The organism is Myxococcus qinghaiensis (genome assembly GCF_024198215.1).
Classification (GTDB): Bacteria; Myxococcota; Myxococcia; order Myxococcales; family Myxococcaceae; genus Myxococcus; species Myxococcus qinghaiensis.
In genome coordinates this window covers 332,754-347,033 of record NZ_JAKCFA010000003.1, presented here as the reverse complement: position 1 = coordinate 347,033, position 14,280 = coordinate 332,754, and the positions used below count along the sequence as shown (strand labels likewise).

Annotated in this window: 12 protein-coding genes; 6 read left to right on the top strand and 6 right to left on the bottom strand. The window is 68.3% G+C overall.

Going from position 1 to position 14,280, the window contains the following annotated elements; all coding sequences use genetic code 11:
* Positions 1-43 precede the first annotated feature (43 nt).
* The 5 genes from LZ199_RS06500 to LZ199_RS06480 all read right to left on the bottom strand — a co-directional run bounded on the left by LZ199_RS06500 (position 44) and on the right by LZ199_RS06480 (position 6,230).
* Entirely contained in the window at positions 44-967 is a 924-nt protein-coding gene (locus LZ199_RS06500; RefSeq protein ID WP_256568871.1) for a hypothetical protein, read from the bottom strand.
* Between the two features lie 167 nt (positions 968-1,134).
* Positions 1,135-1,758, bottom strand: a complete 624-nt coding sequence (locus LZ199_RS06495; protein WP_253992770.1) for a GNAT family N-acetyltransferase — start codon at positions 1,756-1,758, stop codon at positions 1,135-1,137.
* 219 nt (positions 1,759-1,977) lie between these two features.
* Positions 1,978-3,570, bottom strand: a complete 1,593-nt coding sequence (locus LZ199_RS06490; protein ID WP_253992769.1) for a DUF1501 domain-containing protein — start codon at positions 3,568-3,570, stop codon at positions 1,978-1,980.
* Positions 3,571-3,580: 10 nt separating this feature from the next.
* Positions 3,581-4,582 (bottom strand): hypothetical protein, encoded by a 1,002-nt coding sequence (locus tag LZ199_RS06485; protein ID WP_253992768.1) that lies wholly within the window; start codon positions 4,580-4,582, stop codon positions 3,581-3,583.
* A gap of 1 nt (position 4,583) precedes the next feature.
* Positions 4,584-6,230 carry a hypothetical protein gene (locus tag LZ199_RS06480; RefSeq protein WP_253992767.1) on the bottom strand — a complete coding sequence of 549 codons (1,647 nt, stop codon included), beginning with the start codon at positions 6,228-6,230 and terminating at the stop codon, positions 4,584-4,586.
* A gap of 853 nt (positions 6,231-7,083) precedes the next feature.
* Between LZ199_RS06480 and LZ199_RS06475 the strand changes: the two genes are divergently transcribed.
* The gene (locus LZ199_RS06475) at positions 7,084-7,419 is read left to right on the top strand and encodes a hypothetical protein (protein ID WP_253992766.1); all 336 of its coding nucleotides are present in this window, start codon (positions 7,084-7,086) and stop codon (positions 7,417-7,419) included.
* Positions 7,420-7,572: 153 nt separating this feature from the next.
* Here LZ199_RS06475 and LZ199_RS06470 read toward each other — a convergent pair whose 3' ends face one another.
* Positions 7,573-8,199, bottom strand: coding sequence for a hypothetical protein (locus LZ199_RS06470; RefSeq protein ID WP_253992765.1), 627 nt, complete (start codon positions 8,197-8,199; stop codon positions 7,573-7,575).
* A 659-nt stretch (positions 8,200-8,858) separates the two neighbouring features.
* Here LZ199_RS06470 and LZ199_RS06465 point away from each other — a divergent pair.
* The 5 genes from LZ199_RS06465 to LZ199_RS06445 all read left to right on the top strand — a co-directional run bounded on the left by LZ199_RS06465 (position 8,859) and on the right by LZ199_RS06445 (position 14,257).
* Positions 8,859-10,136: a DUF4215 domain-containing protein gene (locus LZ199_RS06465; protein ID WP_253992764.1), complete on the top strand. Its 1,278-nt coding sequence runs from the start codon at positions 8,859-8,861 to the stop codon at positions 10,134-10,136.
* Between the two features lie 181 nt (positions 10,137-10,317).
* Entirely contained in the window at positions 10,318-11,499 is a 1,182-nt protein-coding gene (locus LZ199_RS06460; protein ID WP_253992763.1) for a type III secretion system effector protein, read from the top strand.
* Between the two features lie 337 nt (positions 11,500-11,836).
* A complete protein-coding gene (locus LZ199_RS06455) occupies positions 11,837-12,337 on the top strand; it encodes a hypothetical protein (protein ID WP_253992762.1) in 501 nt (166 codons plus the stop codon).
* Positions 12,334-13,440, top strand: coding sequence for an oxidoreductase (locus LZ199_RS06450; RefSeq protein ID WP_253992761.1), 1,107 nt, complete (start codon positions 12,334-12,336; stop codon positions 13,438-13,440). The genes LZ199_RS06455 and LZ199_RS06450 overlap by 4 nt, the downstream gene beginning before the upstream one ends.
* Positions 13,441-13,513: 73 nt before the next feature.
* A complete protein-coding gene (locus tag LZ199_RS06445; RefSeq protein ID WP_253992760.1) occupies positions 13,514-14,257 on the top strand; it encodes a hypothetical protein in 744 nt (247 codons plus the stop codon).
* Positions 14,258-14,280: the final 23 nt, after the last annotated feature.

The window sequence follows — 14,280 nt, the reverse complement described above, 5'->3', positions numbered from 1 at the left end:
GTGTGTAAACCGCCAGCCGCGATGGTCCCGAAGCCCGCCTCAATCACACACAGTAGTACGTCGGCGCCAGCTCCAGGACGCGCTGCTCGGCCATGGGGGAGAGCGCGCGCAGGCGTGAGAGGAAGAGGGGCGCCTTCATCCCCATTCCGATGAACCCCCAGACATACGAACGCTCCTGGGACTCGGCCAGGTGCTGGTGTTCCTCCGGGGTGAACGCGCGCCCCACCGCCTTCTCCAGCGTCTGGAGATCCAACGCGAGCTGGGAGTTCAACGTCCCCCGCAACGCCTGGAGCAGCTCTGAGTACTCCGTGAGGGCTGCGTCCAGGGTGTCGGGCTCCCGGGCGAGGATCTTCTGCGCCTCCAGGAAGTCCAGCCGGGTGTGCTGCGCCTCTTCGAGCCAGTGGTGCTTGAGCAGGTCGCAGAACAGCGGATCCAACGTCTCGGTCTTGTTTCCCCGGATCGTCTCCAGATAGTGCTGCTGCGTCATCAGCTCCAGGTGCAGGTTGAAGATGAGCACCCCCAGGTTCGACTTCGCCATGATGGCCCGTGCCACTTCGACGTGGTTGTCGAGCAGGGCGGGGACGACCTTGAACCCCCGGGCGAACGCGCTGGTGAAGCGCGCGAAGAGTTGCTGGTGCTTCAGCTCCTCCTCAGTGAAGCGCAGGAGCGCGCGCATGTGCGTCGCGTTCCCGTGCAACTCCAGCCCGGCGCGCTGCGAGGCCAGGGCCACCGCGTACTCCTCCAGGAACAGGAACAGGTGCGCATAGCTGTTGGAGCGGATGTGATTCAGCATCAGCCGCTCCTCGGCGTCCAGGAAGGGAATGGCCTCCGCGCCCGTCAGCTCATTCGAGAGGAACCGACGGCTGAAATCCAGGACGGTGTCCTTGGGCAACAGCTCATCAAGACGCCAGGACACCTTCTCAGAACTCTGGATGCAAGATTGATATTCGGCGGTCTGATTGAGCATTTGAAAAGGAAACGATTCTTTCCATGGGAAGTCAAGCATTGGCGACATGGGAGGATTTGTCGCGTTTGGGGTTGGCGATGACACCTGCGCAGGGGGCTGAGCATCCTGCTCGTGCGTCGCGCCCGGACGCGTCGGGACGCCTCAAGGAGAAATCCAGACGACCTTCGCTACGTGGAACCAAGTCTCATGAGGATTTCGGCGACTCCCTCCGGGTGCTCCTGGGGCTCGCTGAGGACGGTGTGGAAACCACACCTCTCGAGGACGCGGATCGACGCGACGTTGTGGAGAGCGACCCACGCATGAAGCGGCCGGGCGGGCTCGACCCCGAGAAACTCTGAGAGGGCCCGGGTGGCGATGCCTTTGCCCCAGTGCTCGCGACCGATCCAATAGCCGACGAGTCGTGTGCCATCCTGCGACCAACTGCCGATGTTCCCGACGACCACGCCGTCCACGACGATGGTGCGGGAGATGTTTCCAGGGCGGAGGACGTTGGTGCGCCAGTGGGTCATGAACGCATCGCGCTCCCGCGATGAAAACGCGGCCATGCGCAGCGCTTCTGGGTCGCGCTGGTGCTCGAAGAAGATGGGAAGGTCCTCATCCGTGACGTTGCGGAGGATCATTCTGAAGTGGCTCCGTTCTGTCCGCGCCGCGAGGGAGTTCGCGACGCGGATGACCCGAAGGATTCTAGCTTCCCAGCCCGTGGCCGCATCACGGCAAGGTCGGGTGTAGCGCGCGGGCCTCACGCTGTGGTGGACACCCCCCGTCACGCCACGGCGCAGGCGCTTGGACACGTCCTCTCTGCCCGCTCGGAGCGCCCGCGCGAGCCCTCCATGGCATGTGACTTGCCAGTGGGCCGCGGATGCCCCATCGAAAGCTCCCCCCCTCAAGGGCTGGCCACCGCACGAGACGCGTGCGCGCTGCTGTGGCTCCTCGCTGCCAAGGAACGAGACGACCCAGCGGGGGAACTCCGACGCGGGCGCCCGTGAGGCACGCCCGCGTCACCGTCCCCCTCAGGTCCTCACGACACCATCGACGACGCCGAAGCCACCTGGGATGAAGAAGTCCTTCCCAGGCTGCAGTCCGTAGGTGTTGAGCACGGTCGCCGCGATGTCTTGCGACCGGGGCGCGCGCCGCACCCGCTCGCCGCCCTCCTCGATGAGGTCCACCGGCGCGCCCATGGGCGAGCCGTTCATCGTCTCGTCGTAGCCGCCCAGCATCTGGTTCCCCTGGATGCCGCCGCCCACGAGCAGGGCGCACGTCGCCGGGTGGTGGTCGCTCCCCGTCTTGGGGAACGTCCGCCCGAAGTCGCTGAAGACATAGACAAGCGTCTCGTCCAGCAGCGACTGGGAGGGATTCGAGCGGCTGGGCGTGAGGCTCATCTCCGCCACCATCCGCCCGATCATCTCGAAGGCGATGCGCAGGTGGCTGGCATGCACCGTCACCCCGTTGGCGGCGTGCGTGTCGAAGGCGGAGTTGTTGATGCTCGACGCGCGGAGCGTGACGGTGGACACCAGGTCCGACTTCAGGAGCTGGAGCGCGAAGCCGTACTCCCCCATCGACGTGCCCTGGCCGCACATATCCGCGTATCCGATGCACGCCCCCCACTCGGAGGGATACGCCGGGTCGGCCTTCAGCTTCTCCCAGGAGGGCGTGCCTGAGAGCACGGACAGGATGTCCCGGCGGATGGTGCGGCTGGCCCCCTTGTACGTGTCATAGAGCTGCTCCATGAGCGCATCCGTCCCCTGCGTGGAGACGCCGCGCTCGCGACGCAGCGTCTTGAGGAGGGCCGCGTCCACCACCGACGCCGGCACCGTCCCGGACAGCGACGAGCCGTCGAACGCGACGTCGGGTTGGTCCTGTCGCGCGCGCAGGCCCGCCCAAGCGTTCTCACGCCGGTCGGAGAGCGTGGGCTCCACCGCCGCGGCGTTGGACAGCCACGTCGGGTTGGCCAGCGCGGGCAACCCGAGCGCCACCGGCGCCGTCCCTCCCAGCGTGACGTTGGGCAACGGCCGGTCCGGGAAGCGCGAGGCCATGGCGTTGGCGACCACGGCCTGCACCGCCGGAGACCGGAAGGCCGCCCCCGCCACACCCGACATGCTGGCCACGATGCCGCTGGCATGCGCCGCCGTCCCCTGGTCCGCGCCCACCAGGAGCGCGCTCTTCTCCCACAGCTTGTACTTGGGATTCGCCCAGATGTAGCCATAGGGGCGGTAGACCTGCGTGTTGTTGACGACGGGGTTGTTTCCCATCGAGTCCGCCGGGTTCGCCCAGTTCCAGGTCACCGGAGCGCGCAGCTTGCGCACCGGCCCCGGCGCGTCCAGGTCCACCGGCGAGCGGTCCAGGTTCTCCACCTGGTTGGGATTGTAGCCGACCGGGTAGAGGCCCCCCGTCGCGCTCGGGATGAACTTCAGGATGCCCGCGCGCGACAGCGGCGCGAAGAACAACTCCCAATGCAGCCCACCATCCACCCAGATGGCGAGCATCTTCGAGGGGCGCCCGGAGTTCGACTGCGCCCTCGCCGAGGGGAGACCATACCGCGCCAGGAGGCCGACCTGCGCCGCGCCAAAGGCTGCTTGAAAGAGATTGCGACGTGAGAGCTTCATGCGGGCCTCATCAGTAGAAAATCCAGTGCGGGTGGCGGATGAAGTACGAGCAGGCGCCCACATAGGCGGGCTCGGTGTCGGTCGGCGTCGCGAGCGGCACGAAGACGTCCGTGTACAGCTCGTCCACCTGCGCGTCGGTGAGGCGCTCTCCCAGGAAGTGCAGCGACCAGCGCTTCAGCGTGGCCTTGACCTCGTCCGGGTTGGCCGAACGCGTGGCCCCCTTCGGGAACAACGCCGTGTTGTCCGGCATGGAGAGCGCGCGGCGGCACCAGCGCTGGGAGACCTGCGTCAGCGTGAGCACGAAGGTGGGCGACGGCGTCCGGTCCGGACTGACCTGGTACATCACCGAACCCCCGCCCAGCGCATAGAAGCGCGCGCCCGTGGCGTGCTGCCGGGGCGAGGGCGTGATGTCCGTGGGCTGGAGCGGGTAGTGGTCGTCGTCGCGCGGCTCCGCCATCTCGAAGCCGAACTCCTTCGCGGGGAAGAAGAAGTCGTCGTGCTTCAACCCGAGCTGCTGGTAGAGCGCGCGTTGCATCTGCGTGGCGCTCAGGCGGGTGATGCGGCGGGCCTGCGGGTCCGGCCGGGTGTCTCGCTGCTGGGCGCCGAGCCCGCGAATCCACGCGCGCACCTCGTCCACGGTGAGCTTCGCGGTGCCGTCCGCGACGAGCTGCGCGTAGGACTTCTCGCCGATGGGCATCTGCTTGAAGGCGCCCTTGGCGGTCCCCTCCAGCAGCCGCACCAGCTCGCTGTCGTCGGGGTTGGCCGTGTTCACCAGCCGGGTGTCGGCGACGAGCAGGCTCTGGAATGCGTCCGCCGACGCGAAGTAGCCACGCGCGCCCACCACGTGACACCCCTCGCAGTGGGGCCGCAGCCCCTCCATGACGCGCAGGGTCTCCGAGCTGGCCGGTGTGCCGCACACGGCCTGGGCCTGCTGACCCGTGTGAGAAGGCGTCGTGCCCGAGCCACAGGCCAGGACGCAGGAGAGGACGAGGAGGAATGCGAAGCGGTTCATGTCAGCGCCCCCTCTGGAAGAGGTCCGACTGCGTGAGTGCCTTGACGTACGGCCGGACCTTGCGTCCCGACGCGATGAAGCGCCCCACCTGGTCGTCCAGGTAGCCCGCCTCCCGCGTGGGGTCGATGTCCCGCCCCATCACCTGCGCGTGCAGGTGGCGCACGACGCAGCGGTCGAACGAACCCGAGGCGAGAATCATCTTGGCGAAGCCCAGCGGCCCCACCGTCCCGTCGCTCGTCTGGCCCAGCAGTGTGTGCTCCGGGGGGAGGAAGTCGATGAAGACGGCCTCCGGGTTCGCCTGGGCCTGGGCCTCGGTGACGGGCGTGAGCAGCGTGTCCGGCGAGTACCAGCGGTTCCAGTGGCTGAAGGGGTCGCCTTCGTACGGGTACGTGCCCTGGCGCCAATGGGCCGGCCAGTGCCACACCGAGCCGATGCCCGGCATCAGGTACGCCGCGCCGAAGCCCTCGAACCCGTAGTTCTTCTTCGCGTAGCGCTTGAAGTGGATGGCCGCCGGATCCAACCGCCGGTGGCAGTGCTGACACGGGCCCTCCGTCCCCGGGTCCCTCCGGTACTCGTTGAACGTCTGTCCCTGAGGTGGAGAGAGCACCTCGCACGCCAGGGTCTCCAGCGCGCGAGCCCCCCGCACGCGCTCGCGGGGATAGGCGTTGAGGAAGCCGAGGCTGGTGAGCATCCCCGCGGCGGGGATGCCCTTCATCGCTGCGGTCTGCGTGCGTGGGTCGTAGCGGTAGTCGCGCTCGGCCAGCAGGAAAGGAAGGCGGTCGGGCACGGAGTACTCGCGCCAGGCGAGCGGGTCGCCCGCGGAGTGCTCCGGGTCCACCGGCGCGCTGGAGAAGCGCGAGGGCCGCCACCAGGAGTCGTCGTCAAGGAGGGACGTCGCCCCGCCGAAGAGGCCCTGCATGACGTAGGCGGCCTGCAGGCGCGTGGGCCCCACGGAGTAGGCGCCGAGGATGAGGTCAGTCATCGGGCGGTCGTGCCAGCCGATGTGCGCGAACAGCCGCGCGGGCTCCTCGGCGACCAGTCGCCGCTGTCCCTGCGGGTTGTAGGGCACGTAGTTCTCCCAGCCCGCGTAGGACCCGACGTCCGCGTGGCAGCGCACGGCGTTGGGCCCACAGCCGCAGGTGCCGTCCGGCCCCGCGGTGAGGCAGGTGATGGTGACCGGGTTGCCGTTCACGGAACCCTGCCCCGTGGCGGACACGCTCGCGGCGAACCCCACCAGGACCGTCGTCGCGCCCGGCGCCCACCAGGACTCGATGGAGCGCTCGTCGGCGGGCGTCCCGTCCGGCCTCTGGCCCTGACAGGCCTTGTCGTCACCCCGGAAGTACCGCCAGGCCCCCGCCTTCGGGGTGTCGGCCGGGCACTGGACGACGGCGCGCTGCTGCTGCAGCCCGTACTCCGGCGCGTCGGCCGTCGGCGCGGCGGGCGGGATGTTGAACCAGTCGCGCGCCGTCTCGAACAGCGTCCGATAGAAGGTGGGGTCCTGGAGTGTGTGGTCCACGAAGGTCGCCACGAAGGCCCGCTGCGCGGCCTCGTCTCCCGCGGCCTCCAGTTGGGCGTACTCCGTCTCCGTCGGCACCTCGCCCTTCAGCGCCAGCGAGGCGCGCCGCAGCAGGCGCGTGGGCGCGAGCACGTCCGCGGGCGCTCCCGCGTCAGGGCTGGCCTCGGGAGGCTGCTCGATACAACCACCATCGGCTCGGGAATTGGGATGCGAGACGTCGCCGGAGCAGCCCAACCAGACGAGGAACGGCAATACCCACAGCAGGGAGCGCGCGCCACGCGCGGCGCCCTGACATGGGGGAGAACGCCTCCACCCTTCGGCGGAAGCCAACTGGAGACACGGGAGCATGCGCGGCCCTAGGCAAGCCACGTGCCATGCATCGACAATTCGAGCGCTCCAGCGGGGCGCGTGTCTCACCACGGTTCACGCGCCCGGTTTCAGGGGAACCCTCCCCACACATTGGGGCCCAGGCACCTCACACGGCTTCGCCGGACTCACCCGCAGCTGGCGAAGAACCTGTGACTGTCCACGGACCGCCGACGGTGGCGGGCTGGGCGGTGGCCGACGACTCCGCCTTCAACCCGACCCGGGGTTGGGGCTGGCAGGACGCGGTCGGTCTCCAGAGTCGAGGCGACCGCAAGGGCACCCAGGATCCTCGCCTCGCCAGCTTCGTGCTGACTATGGAATGGGCGTGAAGCTCATATCGAATAGCGCGATCGTGACAGGGGTTGCACAGGGTATCGGTGAGCGTCAAGGTAGATGTCGCGTGAGAGGGTTCATCCAATGCGCTTCATCTCCTGCACGTCCGGGGTGAGGTTCGGAGCGCGCCCGTGAATGGCGACCTGATGTCAAGCTTCTGGGCCGATGAGCAGCAGCCTTTTGATGCCTCCTGCCCGCCCTCGGAGGGTAGGCAAAAAGCCACCCTGGATGGCTTGGAACATCGCCTAACGTTGTCTTCGCAGTCCCCCTGCACCAGGAGACGTCCATGAAGTTCTTCTCGAAGTCCGTACTTGCCAGCTTCGCCGCTCTCACCCTTACGCCGCTGTCCGCGCTGGCCCTGCCGCCCGACTGTGATGTGAAGTGCACCGGGACTGCCAGGTGCTCCTCCATTTGTGCGAAGCCCTGGTCCTTCGAGGTCCTCACCTGCGGTGAGTGGCTGGAGGACTACGGGGACATCTACGGGGGCAGCTGCAACCCGAACTTCAGCCCCACGCTCGAAGAAGAGGCCGCATCCATGGCGCCCGACCGGGACTCCGCGGATGACTCGGCGTGGGACTGCCGCGAGACCGCGCAGTCGGCCTCTTCGTCCGAAGAGGGCTGACCCCCGGACGGCCCGCCCCTCCTCACGGGAAGAGGCGGGCCGTCCCCCGACTCGGCGGTGTGCAGGCGCCCGGCTGAAGCTCCGCGAGTTGTGTGCGTGGCCGCTGGCGCCACGGGCGCTCCTGAGCAGGTCCGTGGAGCGCGATGCTTCCGCTCAGCGGTTGAATGGCCGCTGCCAGCGCTCTTCGACGGTCCTCGAGAGGAGCTCCGCGAGCGCGAGCGAGCCGATCGCCTCGAGCGGGTTCGCCGCGGCCTCGAGCAGGTCGAGGACGGACTGGCCGGCGCGCGCCAGGTCGTTCAGGTCCTCGAGAGCGGCATTCACACGCAGCCCGGCGCCAACCCGCTCGGGATGCGCGACAGCATGCTCGCGGATCGCCTCGAAGTCGGCCGGCGAGAGCGCCCCCGACGCGCGTTGGAGCGCGTCGAGGAGCGCTGGGATGCCCCAGACGACAATCTCGGCGCGCGTGAGGTGCGTCGACACGACGATCTTGCGCACGAACAGGAATGACGAGTCGCGGGCCTCGACGAGCGACGGCAGAAAGAGGCTCATGCGCCCGAGGAGGCGGTTCACGCCGTGCGTCTTGAAGAGCAGCCGGTAGTTCGTCAGGTGCAGCATCCCGCCGAGTGCCTCTTTCTGCTTCATGCCCACGACCCCCATGAGCCGGTCGAACGCGAAGCGGCCGAGCCCGTGCTCCGAGGGTTTGATGACAAGGTTTGCGCCCTTGCTGAGGAGCAGCGCCTCGCCGGGCAGGAGGTCGTCGGGTGAGAGGGCCGGGTTCATGACCGCGCATCATGCTTCGAGCAGACAGACAGCGGAAGCGCGGGCCAGCGCATTGGCCGCATGGTTTTCTGACCAGCCCCTCCACTGACACGGTCTGGGATTGAGGCGACGAGGCGAGTCCGTGCCCCAGGCCTGCTTCGAGGGCGCATAGCGCGGCCTTCTCGTGGGACGCACGCCGCGATCGGCAGATAAGGAGGCGAGACGCAACGTGGGCAAGTGCCGGGTTGTGGACCCCTCCGGTCCAGTCGGGCTGGTTGGCGCCAGTGGGTTGCTGCGCTGCATTGTCCCATGGGGTGGGGCAGCATCAGGCATGTGCCTGCTGGATTTAAAGGGCTGCTGCGCCGGCTCCGCGTGCGGCTCATGGGCTCCCCGTCTACCCGTCAGCGTCCCTCACCTCCCGCTCTGCTCCCGCCTTCTCCCTCCAATCGCGCTCCTGTCCTTCCTATGCGCACATCATCCTCTTCGGCACGAAGCCGTGACGCGCGCCTCGGCGCGCCAATGCTTGTCATGAATGACCCCGGGTCCTTCGCGAACTCGGGGCGCGGGGCGTCTGTGTCTGGGATTGTCGCCCCGGCGGTGTCCCGAATAGCCTGTCAGTCCTCCTGGGGGCCGTGGGCCCATTCCGGGCTCCAGCCCGCCTCGGGGGGACGAGGGACTCGATGAAGCGCGGTGGAATCAGCTGGGGCTGGGCGGCGCTGGCATGCCTGCTGGGCGCCTGTGACGTCGAACAGCGGGTGGACGATGCGCCGCGGGAGGAGGTCTCCCGAGCGGGCCTGGACCCGCTGGAGCCGAACTACGCGGACGCGGTGGTCAGCGGAAGCACGTCGCCGTCGGTGCTGAACCCGGGCGCGGCGCTGGGCGCGCCGGACGGCGTCGCCGCGACGCTGCCGATGGACACCACGGCGAGCCTGATGCTGGACCTGGGCGAGGGGCAGGAGGCGACGGGGCTGCTGACCGTCTACTACCGGGGCCCGCGTGAGGTGGCGTCGCAGTCGACGGTGCTGTTCCTGGCGGTGGACGGCAGCCACCTGTACGGGAGCACGCTGTACGTGGTGCCTCGGGGAGAGGGCACCTTCACGTGGACCGTCTGGAACGGGCAGACCATCCCCTATCGCTATGTCGTCCTGCGGGGGCCGGCCGAGGCGCCGCTCCTGGTGGACGCGGTGCAGGGCCTGCGCGCCGTCGTCTGTGGCGACGGCGTCATCTACGGCGCCGAGGAGCGCTGTGACGACGGCAACCAGCTCTCCGGGGATGGCTGTAGCAGCATCTGCCGGGTGGAGCCCGGGTATGCCTGCTCGGGGCAGCCGAGCGTCTGCGCGGACGTGGACGAGTGCGCCAATGGCACGGACACCTGCGCGCCGGAGGAGGTCTGCGTCAACACCCAGGGAGGATTCCAGTGCCAGCCGCCCGCGTGCCTCCCGCCGAACATCGTCTGTGGCTCGGCCTGCGTGGACCCGCGCACCTCGAACGACCACTGCGGTGGCTGCGGCAATGTCTGTGGAGCGGGCTCGGCCTGTGAGGCGGGCGTGTGCGTGGACACCGCGCCGCTGCAAATCACCGCGACCTGGAGCCGGCCGGGAGACGCGGACCTCGCCGTGCTGACGCCCGGGGGACGGGTCATCGACTACTCGAATCGAGGGCCCGACGCGAACACCGAGTACGGCCAGTTCGACGTGGATGTCCAGGCCGGCACCGGCCCGGAGACCATCTTCTGGGCGGCGGGCCGGATTCCGCCGGTGGGCACCTACAGCATCTGCCTGGCCGCCATCGGCTTCGACCCTCCGCCCAGCCCCAGCAATCCGGTGGGCTACACCATCCGCGTGCGGCGCCCCAACCGGCCGGACTACGTCGTCACCGGCTCGCGCACCCAGGTCCCTTCGAGCTGGGGCTGCTATTTCGGGAGCCCCACCTACGCCACGTCGTTCGGGACCCCCTGAGGCTCGTCCCCAGGCTCCTGGAACCGCGTGGAGGCGTCGGGAAGTGTTTCCTCCCTGGACGCGCAAGCGTCCAGGAGTGACGCGTGAGGCGGGTCTGCCCGGAGGACGCGCGTCGGGCCTCGTGCGGGCACGACGCTGGTCTGGTGCTTGCAATTACTCGGGAAAAAACAGGAGAACCAGCATGCCCCTGCTTCCGAACCTCCTCACCAAGGCCCAGGTCATCGCGCTGACGCGCGCGATTCGCAATCGAATGGATGGCTCGATCGCTCGCGCCGACTTGTTCGGGACCATCGAGGACTTCTGGGCGGACTACCTGGAGATTCGGGGCGAGCGTTACCGCCGGCGGCAGGAGTTGCTCTGCCTCGTCGAGCACAGCGTCTATGAGTTCCTCACGGCGAACCCCCAGTTGGCGCGCTCCGGGGATGTCGGGCACGCGGTGTTCATCAACCTGCTCATGTTCCTGCAAGTCATCCAGACGGAGCACACGGCGGTCATCCAGGAGGTGATGCCGGAGCCTCAGGTCTACGCCATGGATGCCGACGACATGGTGACCGGCTTGGCCTGGCGGGCGCTCAAGGGGGGCAACGGGTCCATCGAGGTCCTCGACACCGACCATGTCGTCGCCCAGCCGATTCGTCAGGCGCCCCAGCGTATCGAGGGCTTCCGCGTGACGGTCCTGGCGGCCTTCGCGCGCATGGTGTCCACCGCGGGGGGCCGCAGCCTCGTCACCCAGCTCCTGGCGCAGGGCAAGAAGGTGAAGATCATTCCCAGGACCCGGTCCACCGTCCTGTCGGCGCAGGCCCTCCGTCAGGGGCTGCTCGAGCTCAACCGAAGGTATGGCATGCCCATCCCGGAGAACGCGTCCAGCGGAGACCTCGGCCCCGCCGTGACGGGGGTCTTCTCGGAGGCGGGGACGATTCAGGGCATGGCCCAGGCCATGGGCAGCGCGAAGGCCAACATCGACATCGTCACCGGAACCGAGCTCCCGAGGCTCCCGGACTCCGGCAGCGGCTCCATCATCGCCATCGACCCGAGAATCTCGGACGCGTCATTCGTCGCGTTCGACGGCCTGAAGAATCCCCTGGCCACGCCGCTGTTCCTGACCATCGCCCACGAGCTCATCCACGCCCTGCACAACGCCCATGGAACGTCCCGCGGCCAGTTCCCCCTGTGCGACTACAGCAACCGGGAAGAGTACGAGACCATCCGCGGGACGGGCCTCTCGGAGAACACCCTGCGCGCCGAGCACCGCCTGGGCGTCCGCTTCGGACACTCGGGCGAATTCGCCCAGGACCTTCTGCGCTACCTGCGGCTGCACCCGCAGGAGGTCATCGATGAGCGGCGCGCGCTGAAGTACGCCTGAGGTGACTCACGCGTCTGGAGCACCTCGTCCGTTCCGCTGCCGCCCCGCGTGAGGAAGTCCGCCATGGACACGCGGAGGCGCTTGTTGGCTTGCGTGAGGCCCTTTCCGGGATGAGCAAAGGCTCAGGCACAAGCGCCCAGGAAGCGGTCTCCGATGACCGAACGGCAGTGGTCACGTGGCGGGCACGCGGGAGGCCGATGGGCGGGATGGTCAGCGCGTGCCTGTTGAGGGCTGGTGTAGCCGGCAATGGATGGGCTCAGGGCGTCGCTTTTTCGAGAGAAGGAGAGCGCCTGAATCCCAGGTTGACCTGATGGTGGGATGCGCCGAACCTTGGGCCATGAATGCAGGAACCATCGGTCTTTGGGTTGGCCTCCTGGGGACCGTGGTTGCGGTCATTTCAGTGCTGTTCATGCATGTGCGCGATGCCGAGAAGCGGGACGACCTGGAGGCACTGCTCGCCCAGGGGCAGAGGCTGTCCGGTGTGTTGGCGCAGGTCGATGCCATTCCCACGCTCGACGGCCACCCTCGCCGCGTGTCCGCCGGGCGTCAGGCCGTGTTCGTGTTCGAACCGCCCAAGGGCCCTGTAAGGGTCGAGACGGGCGTGTTCGTTCCTCTGATCGCAATGCATCTATTCCAGGCGGGCGCGCGCTGCGAGGCCATTGTCGATACCAAGGACCCCTCGCGCCTGTGTGTCGTCTCGCTCCATGACCACTTCGGCAACGCGGAGACGGTCAAGATGCCTTCGTATCGTTTCGGCCAGGGTGCTCGGTCTGTGCCGACCCCCACGCCACACCGTGTGCGAAGGACATCCGGCGTGCTTCAATCCGCGTCCCCATGAGCGTGCCCGCCACCTCTCCCGCCCCCCTCCGCGTCGCCCTGTTGGGCTACGGCTTCGCGGGCAAGTCCTTCCACGCTCCGCTGCTGCGCACCGTGGAGGGACTGACGTTGAGCATGGTCTCATCCAGTCGGCCCGACGACGTCCATGCGGACCTGCCGGAGGTGACAGTGATTCCGTCCGCGCTCGACGCGGCCACGCACCCGGACGTGGACCTCGTCGTGGTGGCGACGCCGAACGAGACGCACGTCCCGCTCGCACAAGCCGCGCTCCGCGCCGGCAAGCACGTCGTCGTCGACAAGCCTTTCACCATCACCCTGGCCGAAGCGCGCGCACTGTCCTCGCTTGCCCGCGAGCAGGGCAGGGTGCTCTCGGTGTTCCACAACCGCCGCTGGGACAGTGACTTCCTCGCGCTGAAGGCCCTGCTCGTGGACGGCACCCTGGGCCGCGTCACCCACGTCGAGTCTCGGTTCGACCGCTTCCGTCCGGAGGTCCGCCAGCGCTGGCGCGAGCAGCCTGTCCCCGGGGCGGGCATCTGGTTCGACCTGGGTCCCCACCTCGTCGACCAGGTCCTTCAGCTGTTCGGCCTGCCCGACACCGTGGTGGGGATGCTCGCGGCTCACCGGGACGGCGCCGCCGTGGACGACTGGTGCCAGGTGACCCTCGTGTACCCCCAGCGTCATGTCCTCCTCCAGGCCTCGATGCTCATCGCCGGAGGAATGCCGCGCTTCGCGGTCCACGGCACCCGGGGCTCCTGGTTGAAGCACGGGATGGACTCGCAGGCGGACCGGCTCATCGCGGGCGAGCTTCCAGGTGCGGCGGACTGGGGCGAGGACGCCTCGCCTGGGCGGTTCCTGGTCGGAAGCTCCGGCGAAGCACGCACGACGGCGGCGCCCAGGGGCGACTATCGCTGCTACTACGCGGCAGTCCGCGATGCGGTGCGTGGCACGGGCCACAACCCCGTGACGCCGTTGCAAGCCGTGGCCGTGGCCGCCGTGCTGGAGGCCGCGCTCCAGTCATCACGAGAAGGCCGCGCATGCACGCTCGACCTCACCTCGGAGGAACGAAGCGCCTTCTCCGATGCTTGTGATTTGACGGGCAGTTGATGGGGCCTCGGCGCGGACCTGTTAGGTGAATTGCTCCTGCAATTCCGTGGGAGATGCACCGAAGGGGTCGTGAATGAGGGACGCGCTCGTGGTGGCTTCGACCGTGGTGGTCTCGATGGTCGCCTGTGGTGGAACACCTGGAGATGAGTCCCGAGAGGTCGCCGCACAGGGCTCCTGGACGGAAGTGGAGCGAGGCGTCTGGGAGCGGCCGAGGGTCGGCGGTGGCCGTGAGCGCGTCGGCTTTGGCGTCGAGGGACTCGAGTACGTGCTGCGGAAGACTCGCGCCGAGCGGGAGTCGCTGCTCAAGCACGCACCGCGCGCCTCGGCGGCTCGGCTCGACTCCAACGCTCGGAGCCTCCAGGACCTGGAGGCCCAGCTCCGCGAGGCCTCGGCTCCTGGGGGCTCTCTGCCTCTTCCGGTGTTGCCGCCCAAGGTCTCCAGCCCACCGGGTGGGGTCGCGAGCTTCGGCCTCGATTTCTGCGGGGGCGTCTTCGAGCCCGACGTCGTCTTCAACAACGCGCCTCATATGCTGGTCGGGGAGGTCACCGCGAAGGGCCGCTGGACGGAGCCCGCGCCCTATCCGCTCTACATCAAGACGCTGAACACCTATGTGTACGCGGAGGCCTTGGACATGGGGCCGGGCTCCTATGACGAGCGATACGGCCAGGCAGGCCCGTTCTCCGGCTCGTGCTGTGCGTACAATGAGACCTTCGGCGGCATTGCTCCGACCCAGATGGCGTACCTGCTGGGACGGGTCACCATCACCAGTACGAATGGTTGCTCGGACCAGCGGTTCTACGAGGCCTCGAGTTACTGAGCGGACGCACCGGGCGCGTAAGC

Excerpts from the sequence above, each read along its gene's own strand:
- LZ199_RS06445 (WP_253992760.1), top strand. The coding sequence starts at position 13,514 with ATGAGGGACGCGCTCGTGGTGGCTTCGACCGTGGTGGTCTCGATGGTC.
- LZ199_RS06475 (WP_253992766.1), top strand. The coding sequence starts at position 7,084 with ATGAAGTTCTTCTCGAAGTCCGTACTTGCCAGCTTCGCCGCTCTCACC.
- LZ199_RS06500 (WP_256568871.1), bottom strand. The coding sequence starts at position 967 with ATGCTCAATCAGACCGCCGAATATCAATCTTGCATCCAGAGTTCTGAG.
- LZ199_RS06470 (WP_253992765.1), bottom strand. The coding sequence starts at position 8,199 with ATGAACCCGGCCCTCTCACCCGACGACCTCCTGCCCGGCGAGGCGCTG.
- LZ199_RS06490 (WP_253992769.1), bottom strand. The coding sequence starts at position 3,570 with ATGAAGCTCTCACGTCGCAATCTCTTTCAAGCAGCCTTTGGCGCGGCG.
- LZ199_RS06485 (WP_253992768.1), bottom strand. The coding sequence starts at position 4,582 with ATGAACCGCTTCGCATTCCTCCTCGTCCTCTCCTGCGTCCTGGCCTGT.
- LZ199_RS06450 (WP_253992761.1), top strand. The coding sequence starts at position 12,334 with ATGAGCGTGCCCGCCACCTCTCCCGCCCCCCTCCGCGTCGCCCTGTTG.
- LZ199_RS06455 (WP_253992762.1), top strand. The coding sequence starts at position 11,837 with ATGAATGCAGGAACCATCGGTCTTTGGGTTGGCCTCCTGGGGACCGTG.
- LZ199_RS06465 (WP_253992764.1), top strand. The coding sequence starts at position 8,859 with ATGAAGCGCGGTGGAATCAGCTGGGGCTGGGCGGCGCTGGCATGCCTG.
- LZ199_RS06460 (WP_253992763.1), top strand. The coding sequence starts at position 10,318 with ATGCCCCTGCTTCCGAACCTCCTCACCAAGGCCCAGGTCATCGCGCTG.